Origin of the sequence: Pseudomonas farris, from assembly GCF_019145235.1 — a bacterium.
Lineage (GTDB): Bacteria > Pseudomonadota > Gammaproteobacteria > Pseudomonadales > Pseudomonadaceae > Aquipseudomonas > Aquipseudomonas farris.
The window spans coordinates 159,536-175,125 of the sequence record NZ_JAHSTV010000001.1 but is presented as its reverse complement, the minus strand read 5'-3'; the positions used below and the strand labels follow the sequence as shown (position 1 = coordinate 175,125).

Below are 15,590 nucleotides of genomic sequence, written 5' to 3'. Positions count from 1 at the left end.
ATCGACACGCTTGACTGTACTTGTGCGGCAGCGACAAGCACCATTGCGCTCATGCGCCGCGGTTGCATTGCTCGCCGCCCGCCCTTATTTATTCCTTTCTTCCCTTCTTGGTGCGTAAATCCGATATGAGTTCCGCTCTGTCCATCCGGCAGCTAACCAAAACCTACGGCAACGGTTTCCAGGCCTTGAGTGGTATCGATCTGGACGTCGCCGAAGGTGACTTTTTCGCCTTGCTCGGCCCCAACGGCGCCGGCAAATCCACGACCATCGGCATTCTCTCGACCCTGGTGAACAAGACCAGCGGAACGGTGAACATCTTCGGTCACGACCTGGACAAGAATCCTGCGCAGCTCAAGCGCTCCATCGGCGTGGTGCCTCAGGAATTCAACTTCAACCAGTTCGAAAAAACCTTCGACATTGTCGTGACCCAGGCCGGTTACTACGGCATTCCGCCGAAAATCGCCAAGGAACGCGCCGAGCAGTACCTGACCCAACTGGGCCTGTGGGACAAGCGCGATGTGCCGTCGCGCTCCCTGTCCGGCGGCATGAAGCGCCGACTGATGATCGCCCGTGCGCTGGTTCACGAACCGCGCCTGCTGATCCTCGACGAACCGACGGCGGGAGTAGACATCGAATTGCGTCGCTCGATGTGGACCTTCCTCACCGAACTGAACAAGAAAGGCATCACTATCATCCTCACCACTCACTACCTGGAAGAGGCTGAGCAGTTGTGCCGCAACATCGGCATCATCGACCACGGCACCATTGTCGAGAACACCAGCATGAAGCAGTTGCTCAGCCAACTGCATGTCGAAACCTTCCTGCTGGATTTGAAGAACACCTTGCAAGTGGCCCCGCAGTTGCTCGGTTACCCAACCAAACTGATCGACAGTCATACCCTGGAAGTCCAGGTCGACAAGGCCATGGGCATTACCGCGCTGTTTACCCAATTGGCGCAGCAGAACATCGAAGTGTTGAGCCTGCGTAACAAAACCAATCGCCTCGAGGAGTTGTTCGTGTCCCTGGTGGAGAAGAATCTGTCGAAGGTGGCGGTATGAGTTCCGAGCTGCAACCCAACCTCGTTGCCCTCAATACCATCGTCTACCGTGAGGTCAAGCGCTTCACCCGGATCTGGCCGCAGACCTTGCTGCCGCCGGCCATCACCATGGTTCTGTACTTCGTTATCTTCGGCAACCTGATCGGTCGGCAGATCGGCGACATGGGTGGCTTCACTTACATGGAGTACATCGTGCCGGGGCTGATCATGATGTCGGTGATCACCAACTCCTACGGCAACGTGGTGTCGAGTTTCTTTGGCAGCAAGTTCCAGCGTTCCATCGAAGAATTGATGGTGTCGCCGGTGTCACCGCATACGATTCTGATCGGCTACACCCTGGGCGGCGTGCTGCGCGGGTTGATGGTCGGGATCATCGTGACCCTGCTGTCGCTGTTTTTCACTCATTTACAGGTGCATCACTTGGGCGTGACCGTTCTGGTGGTGGTGCTGACGGCGACGATCTTCTCGCTGCTGGGTTTCATCAACGCGGTATTTGCGCGCAACTTCGATGATATTTCGATCATCCCGACATTCGTGCTGACGCCGTTGACCTACCTGGGCGGAGTGTTCTACTCGATCAGCTTGCTGCCACCGTTCTGGCAGACAGTGTCACTGGCCAACCCGGTGCTGCACATGGTCAACGCCTTCCGTTACGGCATCCTCGGTGTGTCGGATATCAAGATCAGCGTGGCGATCACCTTCATGCTCATTGCGACCGTTGTGCTGTATATCGGTTGTGCGCGGTTGCTGGTGAGTGGGCGCGGGATGCGTACCTAAAGAAAACCGCGTCGCCTGCTCGCGATGGCGTGAACACAAACACCGCAAAAAAAACGGCCTCCCAAGCGGAGGCCGTTTTTCATTCTCACATTCGACTTTTCTTACGCCGCTTCCACTGCCGACTCACCCACCAGCGCCAATACATCATCACCAGGCAATAGGCGAGGGCACCCAGCACCAGCCCCGTGACCACCGAACCGAGCAAGAACGGTTGCCACAGGCTCGAGAGTTCGCCGCTGATCCATTCCCAGGTCAACTCATCCGGCAGGCTGCGGGCGGGGACGTCCATCAGCCAGGCACCGGTCTGGTAAGTGCAGAAGAACACCGCCGGCATGGTGATCGGGTTGGTCAGCCAGACCAGGCTGACGGCAATCGGCATGTTGCCGCGCACCACAATCGCAAGGATGGCCGCCAACAGCATCTGCAACGGGATGGGCAGGAACGCCGCGAACAGACCGACCGCCATGGCCCGCGCGACGGAGTGGCGATTGAGGTGCCAGAGGTTCGGGTCATGCAGCAGGGTGCCGAGAAAGCGTAAGGATTTGTGTTCCCTGATGCTGGTCGGGTCTGGCATGTAACGTTTGAATAAGCGCCGGGGCATAAGGCTTCTCGGTCGGTTCAGGCGGCAAGTATGTCTGGATTCTACGAACCGCCCATTCAGACTTTGTGACAATTGATAACGACAGACGTGCGACGGACCGGCTAAGCCTAGGGCGGGGACTCTCAAGGACGGGCTTATGCGCACAGGGATGATGGCGCTGGCGTTGGGTCTGCTGGCCCTGCGTTTTTTACCGGTATTACCGCCGGCGGGATTGTGGCTGTTGTTGTCGGTAGTGGGTTTGATGTTGCTGCCGTTTCGCACCTTTCCCCTGGCATTTTTTCTGTTCGGTCTCAGTTGGGCGGGCGCGAATGCACAGTGGGCGCTGAATGATCGCCTGGCGCTGAATCTCGATGGCGAGACTCGCTGGGTCGAAGGTCGTGTGACCGGGTTGCCGCAGCAGGCCGAGGGCGTAGTGCGTTTCGAACTGACGGACAGTCAGTCGCGTCGCACCAGACTGCCTCGGCACCTGCGCCTGGCCTGGTATGGCGGGCCGCCCGTCAACAGCGGTGAGCATTGGCGGCTGGCGGTCAAATTGAAGCGTCCTGTCGGGTTGCTCAACCCGCATGCGTTCGATTACGACGCCTGGTTACTGGCCCGGCACATCGGCGCCACCGGGACCGTCAAAGATGGCCAGCGACTAAAGGAAGCACAGTGGGCCTGGCGTGACGGCATCCGTCAGCGTTTGCAGGCCGTGGATGCCCAGGGGCGAACGGGGGCGCTGACGGCGTTGGTGCTGGGGGATGGCGCCGGGCTGAGTCGTGAGGACTGGCAGGTGCTGCAAGACACCGGCACCGTGCATTTGTTGGTGATTTCCGGGCAGCACATTGGTTTGCTGGCGGGCGTGATGTATCTGCTGATTGTCGGGTTGGCGCGTTATGGCTTATGGCCCAAGCGCTTGCCGTGGTTGCCATGGGCATGCGGATTGGCGTTCGCGGCGGCCCTCGGTTATGGGCTGCTGGCCGGCTTCGAAGTGCCGGTGCGGCGGGCCTGCCTGATGATCGGTCTGGTGCTGTTATGGCGACTACGGTTTCGTCACCTCGGCGCATGGTGGCCGCTGTTGCTGGCCCTTGACGGTGTTTTGCTGCTGGACCCGCTGGCGAGCCTGCAACCGGGTTTCTGGTTGTCCTTTGCGGCGGTGGCGGTGCTGATTTTTACCTTTGGCGGGCGATTGGGTGCGTGGCGCTGGTGGCAAACCTGGACCCGTGCCCAATGGCTGATCGCAATCGGTCTGTGCCCGCTGCTGTTGGTGCTGGGGTTGCCGATCAGTCTCAGCGGGCCGCTGGCCAATTTGCTGGCGGTGCCCTGGGTCAGCCTGGTGGTCCTGCCGCCGGCTTTGCTTGGGACGATGTTGTTGCCCGTTCCTTATGTGGGCGAAGGATTGCTGTGGTTGGCTGGCGGTCTGATCGATCTTTTGTTCAAGGGATTGGCGCTGATCGCCGGGCAATTGCCCGCGTGGGTGCCGGTGGCGGTCCCGTTGTGGGTATGGGCGCTCGGCACGCTGGGGGCCTTTCTACTGTTACTGCCGCGAGGCGTGCCGTTGCGCCCGTTGGGCTGGCCGATTTTGCTGTTACTGGTTTTTGCGCCCCGGCACACATTGCCTGAAGGCATGGCCGAGGTCTGGCAGCTGGATGTCGGTCAGGGTTTGGCAATCCTGGTGCGTACCCGCCATCACACCTTGCTGTATGACGCGGGGCCACGGTTCGGCGATATCGATCTGGGTGAGCGGGTGGTGCTGCCATCATTGCGCAAACTGGGTGTGAACGGCATCGATCTGATGCTGATCAGCCATGCCGATGCCGATCACGCCGGCGGTGCGCGAGCAATTGCCAATGGAATACCGGTGAAGCAAATACTGAGTGGCGATCATCTGGCCCTGCCAGACGAACTGCACGCCGAGGGCTGCGAGAGCGGTCAGCAATGGGCCTGGGACGGCGTGAAGTTTCAGCTCTGGCAGTGGCCGTCTGCCAGCGACAGCAATCAGAAATCCTGCGTGTTGCAGATCGAGGCCAACGGCGAGCGGTTGCTGCTGACCGGTGACATCGATGCCGCAGCCGAGCGGGCGCTGCTCGACGGTCCATTGGCGGTGCCGACAGATTGGTTGCAGGCCCCGCACCATGGCAGTCGCAGTTCGTCTTCGGTGGCATTGCTCAGCGCCTTGCAACCCAAAGCGGTATTGATCTCCCGTGGTAACGGCAATTCTTTCGGTCATCCCCATCCCACGGTCGTGGCGCGGTATCAAAAACGTGGTGTGGCGATCTACGACAGCGCCGAGCAAGGTGCCATTCGTCTGCAACTGGGACGTTTCAAGCCGCCGTGGACGATGCTTCAAGAACGGCGCTTCTGGCGCGGTCCGCCACCATCCAGCCAGTAACCCGAACTATCGAAGCCCGACCGGATGCGACATCGCGGTCTTCGGTGCGTCCACCCCCTATGTTAGAGTGGCGCACTTTTCGAGGGGACTGTCACTGTGTGGGAATTGGTCAAATCCGGCGGCTGGATGATGCTGCCGATCATTCTGAGTTCCATCGCCGCCATGGCGATCGTTGCCGAGCGTCTATGGACCCTGCGTGCCAGCCGCGTGACCCCGGAGCACTTGCTCGGGCAGGTCTGGGTCTGGATCAAGGACAAACAACTCAATAAAGAAAAACTCAAGGAACTGCGCGCCAACTCTCCGTTGGGCGAGATTCTGGCTGCCGGTCTGGCAAACTCCAGGCATGGTCGCGAGATCATGAAAGAGTGCATCGAAGAGGCCGCTGCGCGGGTGATTCACGAGCTCGAACGCTATATCAATGCCCTGGGCACCATCGCCGCCATGGCCCCGTTATTGGGGTTGCTGGGTACGGTGCTGGGCATGATCGATATTTTCAGTGCGTTCATGGGCACGGGCATGGGCACCAACGCCTCAGTGCTGGCCGGTGGTATTTCCAAAGCGTTGATCACCACCGCCGCTGGCCTGATGGTCGGCATCCCGGCCGTGTTCTTCCACCGTTTCCTGCAACGCCGCATAGATGAGCTGGTGGTGGGCATGGAGCAGGAAGCGATCAAGCTGGTCGAGGTAGTGCAGGGTGACCGCGACGTGGACCTGGCTGAGGGCAAAGCGTGAAATTCCGTCGTAAACCACGGGAAACGATAGACATCAACCTCGCGTCGTTGATCGACGTGGTGTTTATCCTGCTGCTGTTTTTCGTCGTGACCACCACTTTCACCCGTGAAACCCAGTTGCGCGTCGACTTGCCGGAAGCGGTCAGCGGTTCCCCGGCCGAAGACCAGCAGGCCAAACAACTGGACATCGCCATCAGCGCCGAGGGGGTGTTTTCGGTCAACAACCACTTGTTGCCCAAGAATGACCTGACCAGCCTGATGGAAGCGCTACAGAAAGAATCCAATGGCGACACCAACCTGCCATTGTCCATCAGCGCCGATGGCAAGACCCCCCATCAGTCCGTCATCACCGCGATGGATGCTGCCGGCAAGCTCGGTTTCAGTCACTTGCGCATGACCACTGTCGAGGCGGCGCCGGCGTCCTGATGGCCATGTCCGATCGATTGCTCGCTGCGTGGTACGAAGGCCATCCGGCGCTGAAGCTGTTGCAGCCTCTGGAATGGCTGTATCGACGCGTGGTTACCGGCAAGCGCAAGCGCTTTTTGGCCGGCGAAGGCGAGATTTATCAGCCGCCGGTGCCGCTGATCGTGGTCGGCAACATCACCGTGGGCGGCACCGGCAAGACACCGCTGATTCTGTGGATGATCGAGCATTGCCAGCGCAGCGGGCTGCGGGTCGGCGTGGTCAGCCGTGGTTACGGCGCCAAACCTGCGCAATTGCCGTGGCGGGTCAAGGCGGATCAAAGCGCGGACGTGGCGGGTGATGAACCGCTGTTGATCGTCCAGCGCACCGGCGTGCCGCTGATGATTGACCCGGACCGCAGTCGCGCAGTCAAAGCCTTGCTGGCGAGCGAGCCGCTGGACCTGATCCTCTCCGACGACGGCATGCAGCATTACCGGCTGGCCCGGCACCTGGAACTGGTGCTGATCGATGCCGCCCGGGGTCTGGGCAACCAGCGTTGCCTGCCGGCCGGGCCGTTGCGCGAACCGATCGAGCGCCTGCAAAGTGTCGATGCAGTGCTTTACAACGGTGCCACGGCCGACCGCATCGACGGTTTTGCCTTCCAGCTGCAACCCACCGCGCTGGTCAATCTGCAAAGCGGCGAACGCCGGCCTCTCGACCACTTCCCCGCAGGCCAGGCCATTCACGCCGTGGCCGGGATCGGCAATCCCCAGCGTTTCTTCACGACCCTCGAAACGCTACACTGGCGGCCAGTGCCGCATGCATTTACCGACCACGCCGAGTACAGCGTGCAGGCCTTGAATTTCACCCCGTCATTGCCCGTGGTGATGACGGAAAAAGACGCGGTGAAGTGCCGTGCCTTCGCCGCCGCCGATTGGTGGTACCTGGCGGTCGATGCTGTGCCATCGCCGGCCTTCGTGGCCTGGTTCGATACGCAGCTGATGCGCCTGTTGCCGGCTCGTCTTTTGCCTTAACTCCGTTTCTATCCAGGGAATGTTCATGGACACCAAATTGCTCGATATCCTCGCTTGCCCGATCTGCAAAGGTCCGCTCAAGCTCAGCGCCGACAAAACCGAGCTGATCAGCAAGGGCGCTGGCCTCGCATACCCGATTCGCGACGGCATCCCGGTGATGCTCGAAAGTGAAGCGCGCACCCTGACCACCGACGAGCGTCTGGATAAATGACCACAGCCTTTACCGTTGTCATTCCATCGCGCTATGCCTCCACCCGTCTGCCGGGCAAACCCCTGCTGCTGATCGCCGGCAAGCCGATGATCCAGCACGTTTGGGAACAGGCGAGCAAAAGCAGTGCCCAGCGAGTGGTCGTTGCCACTGACGATGCGCGCATTGTCGAAGCCTGCAAAGGCTTTGGTGCAGAAGTGGTGCTGACGCGCGAAGACCACAATTCCGGCACCGATCGTCTGGCTGAAGTCGCGGCAAAACTGGGCCTGGCTCCGGACGCCATCGTGGTCAACGTTCAGGGCGACGAGCCGTTGATTCCGCCGAGCGTGATCGATCAGGTCGCCGCCAACCTGGCTGCCCACACCGAAGCGCGCATGGCCACCCTGGCCGAGCCGATCGAAGACGTGGAAACCCTGTTCAATCCCAACGTGGTCAAGGTGGTCAGTGACCTCAATGGTCTGGCGCTGACGTTCAGCCGTGCCACCTTGCCGTGGGCTCGCGACGCGTTCGCCAAGAGCCGCGAGCAATTGCCGGAAGGTGTGCCATATCGCCGCCACATCGGCATTTATGCCTATCGCGCCGGTTTCCTGCAGGACTTCGTCACCTGGGGCCCGTGCTGGCTGGAAAACACCGAAGCTCTGGAGCAACTGCGGGCGCTCTGGCACGGCGTACGGATTCACGTTGCCGATGCGCTGATCGCCCCGCCTACCGGCGTCGATACCATTGAAGACCTCGAGCGCGTTCGTCGCTTGCTGGAGGCCTGATGCGGGTTCTGTTCGTCTGCCTGGGCAATATCTGCCGATCCCCGACGGCCGAAGGCGTGCTTCGGCACAAGCTGCGTGAGGCGGGGCTGGCCGATCAAGTCGAAGTGGCTTCCGCCGGCACTGGTGACTGGCACGTCGGCAAGGCCCCGGACAAGCGCAGCCAGGCCGCGGCCAAGTTGCGCGGTTATGACTTGTCGGCCCAGCGTGCGCAGCAAGTCAGCCGTGCCGATTTCGCCGCCTACGACCTGATTCTGGCGATGGACAACAGCAACCTGCGCCATCTCAAGGCCCTGCAACCGGCCAAGTGCAAGGCCGAGCTGGATCTGTTCCTGCGTCGCTTCCAGTCGGAAATCGATGAAGTACCGGACCCTTATCACGACAGCGACCAGGGGTTCGAAACGGTACTGGACCTGATCGAGCGCGCCAGCGATTTGCTGGTGATCGAATTGAAGGGCCGGTTATGAGTTTTCGGGTGCAATCTCAGGTTTCGCTCAAGCCGTTCAACAGCTTTGGCGTGGATGTTCAGGCCCGGCTGTTTGCCGAGGCCCATAGCGATGCTGACGTGCGCGAAGCCCTGGCCTATGGGTTGGAACATGATGTGCCCGTGCTGGTGATTGGTGGCGGCAGCAATTTGCTGCTGACCGCTGATGTGCAGGCACTGGTGCTGCGCATGGCCACACGGGGGATTCGCCTGCTGAGCGATGACGGCAACCAGGTGGTGATCGAAGCCGAGGCGGGCGAGCCGTGGCATCCGTTTGTGCAGCACACGCTGGTGCAAGGGTTGTCGGGGCTGGAGAACCTCAGCCTGATTCCCGGCACCGTAGGCGCGGCACCGATGCAGAACATCGGCGCTTACGGCGTCGAGATCAAAGACGTTTTTGCCGGCCTGACGGCCCTTGATCGCCAAACCGGCGAGTTGCGGGACTTCACGCTGGCCGAGTGCAACTTTGCCTACCGTGACAGCCTGTTCAAACAGGAGCCGGGGCGTTGGTTGATCTTGCGGGTGCGTTTCACCCTCAATCGCACCGCTCACCTGCACCTGGAATACGGTCCGGTTCGCCAGCGCCTGACGTCGCTAGGCATCGATCACCCGACGCCTACCGATGTCAGTCAGGCCATTTGCAGCATTCGCAACGAAAAGCTCCCGGACCCGGCGGTGCTCGGCAATGCCGGCAGCTTCTTCAAGAATCCCTTGGTGTCGGCGACATTGGTGGCGCAACTCAAGGAGCAGTACCCGGAGCTGGTGGCCTACGCGCAACCTGACGGGCAAATGAAACTGGCGGCGGGCTGGCTGATCGAACGGGCCGGCTGGAAAGGCTTTCGCGACGGTGATGCCGGTGTGCATAAATTACAGGCGCTGGTGCTGGTCAACTACGGCACCGCAACGGGCCTGCAATTGCTGAACCTGGCGCAGCGTATTCAGAAAGACATTGCAGAGCGTTTCAAGGTCGACCTGGAAATGGAACCCAATCGGTATTGAGGCTACGCTTCAAGCTGATTCCAAAGCCCTGCACATCTTCAGATGTGCAGGGCTTTTTTGTTAATGCTGGGTTAACTTAGCTACCTAACGATGCAAGCATTTGCTCCACCAAAGGCCCGGTGCAGACGTTGCTGTCCGCATAAGAGAGCCTATTAGCCTGAGTCGATCTGCGTGAAGGAACCCACGCGGCAGATTGCTCGACCCCATAACCTCTATAACTATGCGGGCGTGCCCATGATTACCCTGAAACTCAATGGACAAGATCATCAACTCGATGTCACCGAGGACATGCCGCTGCTCTGGGCGATCCGTGACGTGGCCGGTTACAACGGTACCAAATTTGGCTGCGGCATGGGCCTGTGTGGCGCCTGCACCATTCATATCGATGGCGCGCCTGCGCGCAGTTGCATCACGCCGATCGGCTCGGTAGTCGGCCAGAACGTCACCACTATCGATAACCTGCACGCTGACCCGGTTGGCAAAGTCGTCCAGCAAGCCTGGCTCGACAGCGCCGTGGCTCAGTGCGGTTACTGCCAGGGCGGGCAGATCATGTCGGCCACCGCCTTGCTGAAAACCAACCCGAACCCCAGCGACGAGCAGATTGAAGAGGCGATGGTCGGCAACATTTGCCGTTGCGGCACCTACAACCGGATCAAGACCGCCATCCGCCAGGCATCCACTCACCTGAAGGAGGCCAAGGCATGAGCCAGTTACCGAACGATTTTGCGCTGAGCAACCTCAGCCGCCGGGGTTTCCTCAAAGGCGTGGGCGCCACCAGTGCGCTGGTGCTGGCGGCAAGCTGGGGCTGGCAGGACGCCCTCGCGGCCGAAAAAGACAAGAAGTTCGGCGCTGACGGCATGCCCAATGGCTGGATCGATGATCCAAAGGTTTACGTCAGCATCGCCGCCGATGGCAGCGTGACCGTGGTCTGCAACCGCTCGGAAATGGGCCAGGGCGTGCGCACCAGCCTGACCATGGTAGTAGCCGATGAACTGGACGCCGACTGGGCGCTGGTCAAAGTGCAACAGGCGCCGGGCGACGAAGTGCGTTTCGGTAACCAGGACACCGACGGTTCGCGCAGCATGCGTCACTGGTACGAGCCGATGCGCCGTTGCGGGGCTGCCGCGCGGACCATGCTTGAGCAAGCCGCCGCCGCGCAGTGGAAAGTGCCGGTCAGCGAGTGCCATGCGCAATTGCATAAAGTCATTCACCAACCGACCGGTCGTGAACTGGGCTACGGCGCGTTGGCCGCTGCTGCCGGTGCACTGGCGGTGCCGGCCCGCGAGAGCCTGCGGCTCAAGCAGCCATCGGAGTTTCGTTATATAGGCAAGGAAGGCACCAAGGCTATCGACGGTGCGGACATCGTCAATGGTCGCGCGGTGTACGGCGCCGATGTGCATTTCGACGGCATGCTCTTCGCCACCATCGCGCGTCCAGCGGTCTACGGTGGCAAGGTCAAATCCTTCGATGCCAGCGCCGCGATGAAAGTCCCGGGCGTAATCAAGGTTCTGCAAATCGAAAGCCGTCCATTGCCGTCCGAGTTTCAGCCTCTGGGCGGTGTGGCTGTGGTGGCCAGCAATACCTGGGCGGCGATCAAGGGCCGCGAAGCGCTGAAAATCGAGTGGGATGACGGCCCCAACGCCAGTTATGACTCGATCGCCTACCGCAAGGAGCTCGAAGCCGCCTCCCTCAAGCCCGGCAAAGTGGTGCGCAATACAGGCAGCATCGACCAGGCCATGAGCAGTGCCGACAGCACCCTCGAAGCCTCTTACTACCTGCCGCACCTGGCGCAATCGCCAATGGAACCGATGGTCGCCATCGCCCGTTTCAAGGACGGCGTGTGCGAAGCCTGGGCCCCAAGCCAGGCACCGCAAGTCACGCGCGAACGGATCGGCGAGCGCCTCGGCATCCCATTCGATAACGTCACCTTCAACGTCACCTTGCTCGGCGGCGGTTTCGGTCGCAAATCCAAGCCGGACTTCGTCGTTGAAGCGGCGATCCTGGCCAAAGAGTTTCCGGGCAAGGCGGTGCGGGTGCAATGGACCCGTGAAGACGACATCCACAACTCCTATTTCCACACTGTTTCTGCCGAATACCTGAAGGCCAGCCTGAACAAGGACGGCCTGCCGTCCGGCTGGCTGCACCGCACGGTGGCACCGAGCATCACCGCGCTGTTCGCCCCGGGAATGAACCATGAGGCGGCTTTCGAGCTGGGCATGGGCTTTACCAACATGGCTTACGCGATCCCCAACGTGCGCCTGGAAAACCCCGAAGCGGCGGTCCATACCCGGGTCGGCTGGTATCGCTCGGTATCGAACATTCCACACGGCTTTGCGATCCAGAGCTTTGTCGATGAACTGGCCCACAAGGCTGGCCAGGATCCGCTCAAGTACCAGATCAAACTGCTCGGCCCGGACCGTCAGATCGATCCGCGGACCTTGAGTGAAGAGTGGAACTACGGTGAATCCCCCGAGCGTTATCCAATCGATACCGCACGGATGCGCACCGTGCTGGAAACCGCCGCCAAAGCGGCCGGTTGGGGGCGTGAGTTGCCCAAGGGTCGAGGCTTGGGCTTGGCAGTGCACTATAGTTTTGTCACTTATGTGGCGGCGGTGATCGAGGTGGAAGTCAAAGACGATGGCACGTTGATCGTGCACAAGGCCGACATCGCCGTGGATTGCGGCCCGCAGATCAACCCTGAGCGGATTCGCTCGCAGTTCGAAGGTGCCTGCGTCATGGGCCTGGGCAACGCGGTGCTGGGGGAAATCAGCTTCAAGGACGGCAAGGTTCAGCAGGACAATTTCCACATGTACGAGGTGGCGCGCATGTCTCTGGCACCGAAAGAAGTCGCCGTGCACCTGGTTACGCCACCGGGCAATGTTCCGTTGGGCGGAGTCGGTGAGCCGGGCGTACCGCCGATCGCGCCAGCGTTGTGCAACGCGATCTTTGCTGCCACCGGCAAGCGTATTCGTGACCTGCCAGTACGTTATCAGCTGCAAGGCTGGCAGAAGGCGCAAGCCTGATGGACAGCGTCGACCTGAACGTCCTGCGCAGCGTGCTGGAGTGGCGCCGCGGCGGTCAGCGGGTGATGTTGTACAGCGTGGTCCAGACCTGGGGCACCGCGCCCCGGGCACCTGGCGCCATGCTCGCCTTGCGTGAAGATGGCGTGGTGATTGGCTCGGTGTCCGGTGGCTGTGTCGAGGATGATCTGATTGCCCGGCTACACGATGGCCGTATCCCGGCCGACGGGCCGCCGGTGCAGTTGATTACCTATGGCGTCACCCGTGAGGAGGCCGCGCGGTTTGGTTTGCCATGCGGCGGCACGTTGCGCCTGACCGAGGAGTGCGTCGGCGATCCGGCGTGGGTCGCCGAATTGCTGACGCGCTGCGAGGCCCATGAAATCGTTGCGCGTGAGCTGAATCTGGCGACCGGTGAAGTGATCCTGCAACCAGCGAGCAAGACCGATGCGCTGGTGTTTGACAGGCAGACCTTGCGCGCCATTTATGGTCCGCGCTGGCGGCTGTTGCTGATCGGCGCCGGCCAACTGTCGCGCTATGTTGCCGAGATGGCGCGGCTGCTGGATTTCGAAGTGCTGATCTGCGATCCGCGCACCGAGTTCGTCTATGGCTGGGAAGAGCAACACGGTCGCTTCGTCCCGGGCATGCCCGATGAAGCGGTGCTGACCATCCAGACCGACGAGCGCACGGCCATTGTCGCGCTGACCCACGATCCACGCCTGGATGACATGGCGCTGCTCACGGCCCTGGACTCCAAGGCGTTTTATGTCGGTGCGCTGGGTTCGCGGGTCAACAGCCAGAAGCGCCGGGACAACCTGGCTCAGCTAGGCTTGTCACAACAGGCCATCGAGCGTTTGCACGGGCCGATCGGTTTGCACATCGGCAGCCATACACCGGCGGAAATCGCCTTGTCGCTGCTGGCCGAAATTGTGGCGATCAAGAACGGCGTCGAGCTGAAACAGAAGAAGCCGTTGCAGGAGGGCATATGAGCGACCCCATCGGCGTTATCGTAGTGGCCGCGGGGCAGGGCAGTCGGTTTCGACAGGTAGCGGGTGACGATAAGGACAAGCTGCTGGTGGACTGCACCGGTCGTGATGGCGTCTCCGTGCATTCGATGATCGAGCAGGTGCTGGTGAATCTGCCGGCCACGCTTGAGAAGCGCGTGCTGGTGACCACGGCGGATCGCCCGCAAGTGATTCGCATGGCTCAGGCCTATGGTTGCGAGATTGTGCGGATCGAGTCGACCGGCCTGGGCGACAGTATTGCGGCGGGTGTGGCGACGTGCTCGGAACTCGGTGGCTGGCTGATCGTGCTGGGGGATATGCCGTTTATCCTGCAGTCCAGCATTGAACAGGTTGTTGCGAATATTGCGGAGGATGCGATCAGCGTGCCGGTGCATGAGGGGCAATATGGGCACCCGGTGGGGTTCGGGCGAAGCTTCGGTCCGGGATTGATGGCATTGACCGGTGATCACGGCGCTAAGTCTCTATTCGCACAGGCGAGGGTGGTCGAAGTGGCGGTGGAGGATCCCGGGGTGTTGTGGGATGTGGATGTGCCTGAGGCGCTGGTTTTTCAATAACGGTTGTCAGCGGGATTGCATTCGCACTTTCCTCGGAATAATCGGCTCTTCCTTTCGCCCATTCGTATTTATCGATGGGTGCCAGATATAAAACTCGTTATTCAGCGGGTTCTATCCGACATACGATCATGTGGCGTGTGGTGTTCACAGTTGGGGTGAACATCCGGTCAGTACTCATTAGAAAAAAAGAGCCTACATGATAAAGCACTATATGGATGCGTCGGTCAGTGTCAGTCCTTTGGAGCTGGACAGTGATATTCAGGAGTTGGGAGCATTGGAGCGGGCATTAAGTTCTGCAGATGTTTCTCAACCTGTTCCGCGTTATGTCAAAACACTTCGGCAACTTAGAAAAGCGTCGCAAACAATTAGTTGTCATCGCGACGAGATCAAGTTCGGGGTCACTTTTGGAGAACGTTTGAAAGAACTGGGTGACGACTTCGGTTTGTCCCCGGAACACTTTTCGGTCAATACCAGTGGCTCACCGCTGCTCGTCAAGGAACAGGTCGGAGAACACCTGATTTCGCCCACTCATTTTGAAAACGGTGCGTATTTCAGCCACCCCCATGCCGATCATCAACTCGATCACTCGGCGCAGGATTTGCCTTCGATCAAGATTGGACAGTATGTGCGTTTTGGTCGTAACGCTGCGGTCAATGCCGGCGGCGATGTGGATATAGGCGATGGTGTCTGGCTATCGCCGGGAAGTCAGTTACTGCGTCAGGACCATGACCCGTATGGCCGGCTCTCCATCGGCTCGCGGACTGTCGCGATGACGCGCCTGCCACCGGTGCGATTGTGCGATTACGCGTGGGTCGGGCGTGAAGCGATTGTGGGCTGGAACGCGGATTACCTGGGTAAGGCGAGCATCGTCGGAATCCGTTCCTTCCTTAATACATGGGTCGGCGATTATTCCATCGTTGGCGATCAGGGAAAGGTCCTGCAATACCTGCCGTTCAAGGCTCACCTCATGGAAACCTACCAGCCGTCGATCGAGCAGACGCTGCAAGTCAGCAATTGGGCCGCGATCAATTCGGACTGGTTGATGATCTACCGTGACAGCCCGAAGCGCGAGACGCCGACATTGCCGGCGCCACTGGCGGAGTATCTCGACACGCCGGGCAAAAAGTCCGTATTGCTGATTGCCCCATCCGATAACGCTCAGCTTCAAGCGTTCGGCCAGCACAGCCTGGATGTCATTTCCAGTTCCCGGCAGCCGTTTGCCCACCACTTGCAGTGGGCTCAGGACTACGGCCATAAGCAGCTCAGGTTGCGCGCCGATCTGGATTTTTCGAGATTGCCATTCGCCTCGGCCGGCGACTTTCACTATCGCCGTCGATTGGGTTACTCATTGATTGTCGCCAACAGTTCGCCTGTCGAGGCCGAGCCTTGCCGAGTCTATGTCAATGAACTGGCCCGGGTGCTAGCGACGCAGGCACTGTTGTTGGTGCCCATTACGGATGTGTTGCAGGCGCAACTGTCTGTGTATCAAGACTTGTTCCATCTGCAAGGGGAAGTCGAGTTCGACGGTGCCTCTTTCATGTTAATGAAGAAGATCTAACGGAGGCGTCA

16 protein-coding genes are annotated in these 15,590 nt (G+C 60.3%); 15 read left to right on the top strand and 1 reads right to left on the bottom strand.

The features are described 5' to 3' along the window. The first annotated feature begins 125 nt into the window (after window positions 1-125). Complete coding sequence (locus tag KVG95_RS00780; RefSeq protein ID WP_217854178.1) at window positions 126-1,058, top strand: ABC transporter ATP-binding protein; 933 nt, start codon at window positions 126-128, stop codon at window positions 1,056-1,058. After that, window positions 1,055-1,834, top strand: a complete 780-nt coding sequence (locus KVG95_RS00775) for an ABC transporter permease (RefSeq protein WP_052964869.1) — start codon at window positions 1,055-1,057, stop codon at window positions 1,832-1,834. Before KVG95_RS00780 ends, KVG95_RS00775 begins: the two co-directional genes overlap by 4 nt. An 85-nt stretch (window positions 1,835-1,919) precedes the next feature. Here KVG95_RS00775 and KVG95_RS00770 read toward each other — a convergent pair whose 3' ends face one another. Next, window positions 1,920-2,435: a DUF2062 domain-containing protein gene (locus KVG95_RS00770; RefSeq protein WP_123723069.1), complete on the bottom strand. Its 516-nt coding sequence runs from the start codon at window positions 2,433-2,435 to the stop codon at window positions 1,920-1,922. Between the two features lie 136 nt (window positions 2,436-2,571). Here KVG95_RS00770 and KVG95_RS00765 point away from each other — a divergent pair, with 136 nt between their 5' ends. The 13 genes from KVG95_RS00765 to KVG95_RS00705 all read left to right on the top strand — a co-directional run bounded on the left by KVG95_RS00765 (window position 2,572) and on the right by KVG95_RS00705 (window position 15,579). Beyond that, entirely contained in the window at window positions 2,572-4,806 is a 2,235-nt protein-coding gene (locus KVG95_RS00765) for a DNA internalization-related competence protein ComEC/Rec2 (RefSeq protein ID WP_217854177.1), read from the top strand. Window positions 4,807-4,902: 96 nt separating this feature from the next. Then, window positions 4,903-5,538: a MotA/TolQ/ExbB proton channel family protein gene (locus KVG95_RS00760; protein ID WP_008067747.1), complete on the top strand. Its 636-nt coding sequence runs from the start codon at window positions 4,903-4,905 to the stop codon at window positions 5,536-5,538. Beyond that, the gene (locus tag KVG95_RS00755) at window positions 5,535-5,963 is read left to right on the top strand and encodes an ExbD/TolR family protein (RefSeq protein ID WP_052964865.1); all 429 of its coding nucleotides are present in this window, start codon (window positions 5,535-5,537) and stop codon (window positions 5,961-5,963) included. The genes KVG95_RS00760 and KVG95_RS00755 overlap by 4 nt, the downstream gene beginning before the upstream one ends. Further along, on the top strand, window positions 5,963-6,973 hold the full coding sequence (gene lpxK, locus KVG95_RS00750; protein ID WP_217854176.1) for a tetraacyldisaccharide 4'-kinase: 1,011 nt from the start codon (window positions 5,963-5,965) through the stop codon (window positions 6,971-6,973). Before KVG95_RS00755 ends, lpxK begins: the two co-directional genes overlap by 1 nt. A gap of 25 nt (window positions 6,974-6,998) precedes the next feature. Further along, complete coding sequence (locus tag KVG95_RS00745) at window positions 6,999-7,184, top strand: Trm112 family protein (RefSeq protein ID WP_003174668.1); 186 nt, start codon at window positions 6,999-7,001, stop codon at window positions 7,182-7,184. Further along, window positions 7,181-7,945: a 3-deoxy-manno-octulosonate cytidylyltransferase gene (gene kdsB / locus KVG95_RS00740; protein ID WP_217854175.1), complete on the top strand. Its 765-nt coding sequence runs from the start codon at window positions 7,181-7,183 to the stop codon at window positions 7,943-7,945. Before KVG95_RS00745 ends, kdsB begins: the two co-directional genes overlap by 4 nt. After that, window positions 7,945-8,409, top strand: a complete 465-nt coding sequence (locus KVG95_RS00735) for a low molecular weight protein-tyrosine-phosphatase (protein WP_038982080.1) — start codon at window positions 7,945-7,947, stop codon at window positions 8,407-8,409. Before kdsB ends, KVG95_RS00735 begins: the two co-directional genes overlap by 1 nt. After that, window positions 8,406-9,425, top strand: a complete 1,020-nt coding sequence (gene murB, locus KVG95_RS00730) for a UDP-N-acetylmuramate dehydrogenase (protein ID WP_038982081.1) — start codon at window positions 8,406-8,408, stop codon at window positions 9,423-9,425. Before KVG95_RS00735 ends, murB begins: the two co-directional genes overlap by 4 nt. A gap of 234 nt (window positions 9,426-9,659) precedes the next feature. After that, window positions 9,660-10,130: a (2Fe-2S)-binding protein gene (locus tag KVG95_RS00725; protein WP_038982082.1), complete on the top strand. Its 471-nt coding sequence runs from the start codon at window positions 9,660-9,662 to the stop codon at window positions 10,128-10,130. Beyond that, window positions 10,127-12,448, top strand: coding sequence for a xanthine dehydrogenase family protein molybdopterin-binding subunit (locus KVG95_RS00720; protein ID WP_217854174.1), 2,322 nt, complete (start codon window positions 10,127-10,129; stop codon window positions 12,446-12,448). Before KVG95_RS00725 ends, KVG95_RS00720 begins: the two co-directional genes overlap by 4 nt. After that, window positions 12,448-13,431, top strand: a complete 984-nt coding sequence (locus KVG95_RS00715) for an XdhC family protein (protein ID WP_217854173.1) — start codon at window positions 12,448-12,450, stop codon at window positions 13,429-13,431. Before KVG95_RS00720 ends, KVG95_RS00715 begins: the two co-directional genes overlap by 1 nt. Continuing rightward, window positions 13,428-14,021, top strand: coding sequence for a nucleotidyltransferase family protein (locus KVG95_RS00710; RefSeq protein ID WP_217854172.1), 594 nt, complete (start codon window positions 13,428-13,430; stop codon window positions 14,019-14,021). Before KVG95_RS00715 ends, KVG95_RS00710 begins: the two co-directional genes overlap by 4 nt. 415 nt (window positions 14,022-14,436) lie before the next feature. Continuing rightward, window positions 14,437-15,579, top strand: coding sequence for an acyltransferase (locus tag KVG95_RS00705; protein ID WP_225922858.1), 1,143 nt, complete (start codon window positions 14,437-14,439; stop codon window positions 15,577-15,579). Window positions 15,580-15,590: the final 11 nt, after the last annotated feature.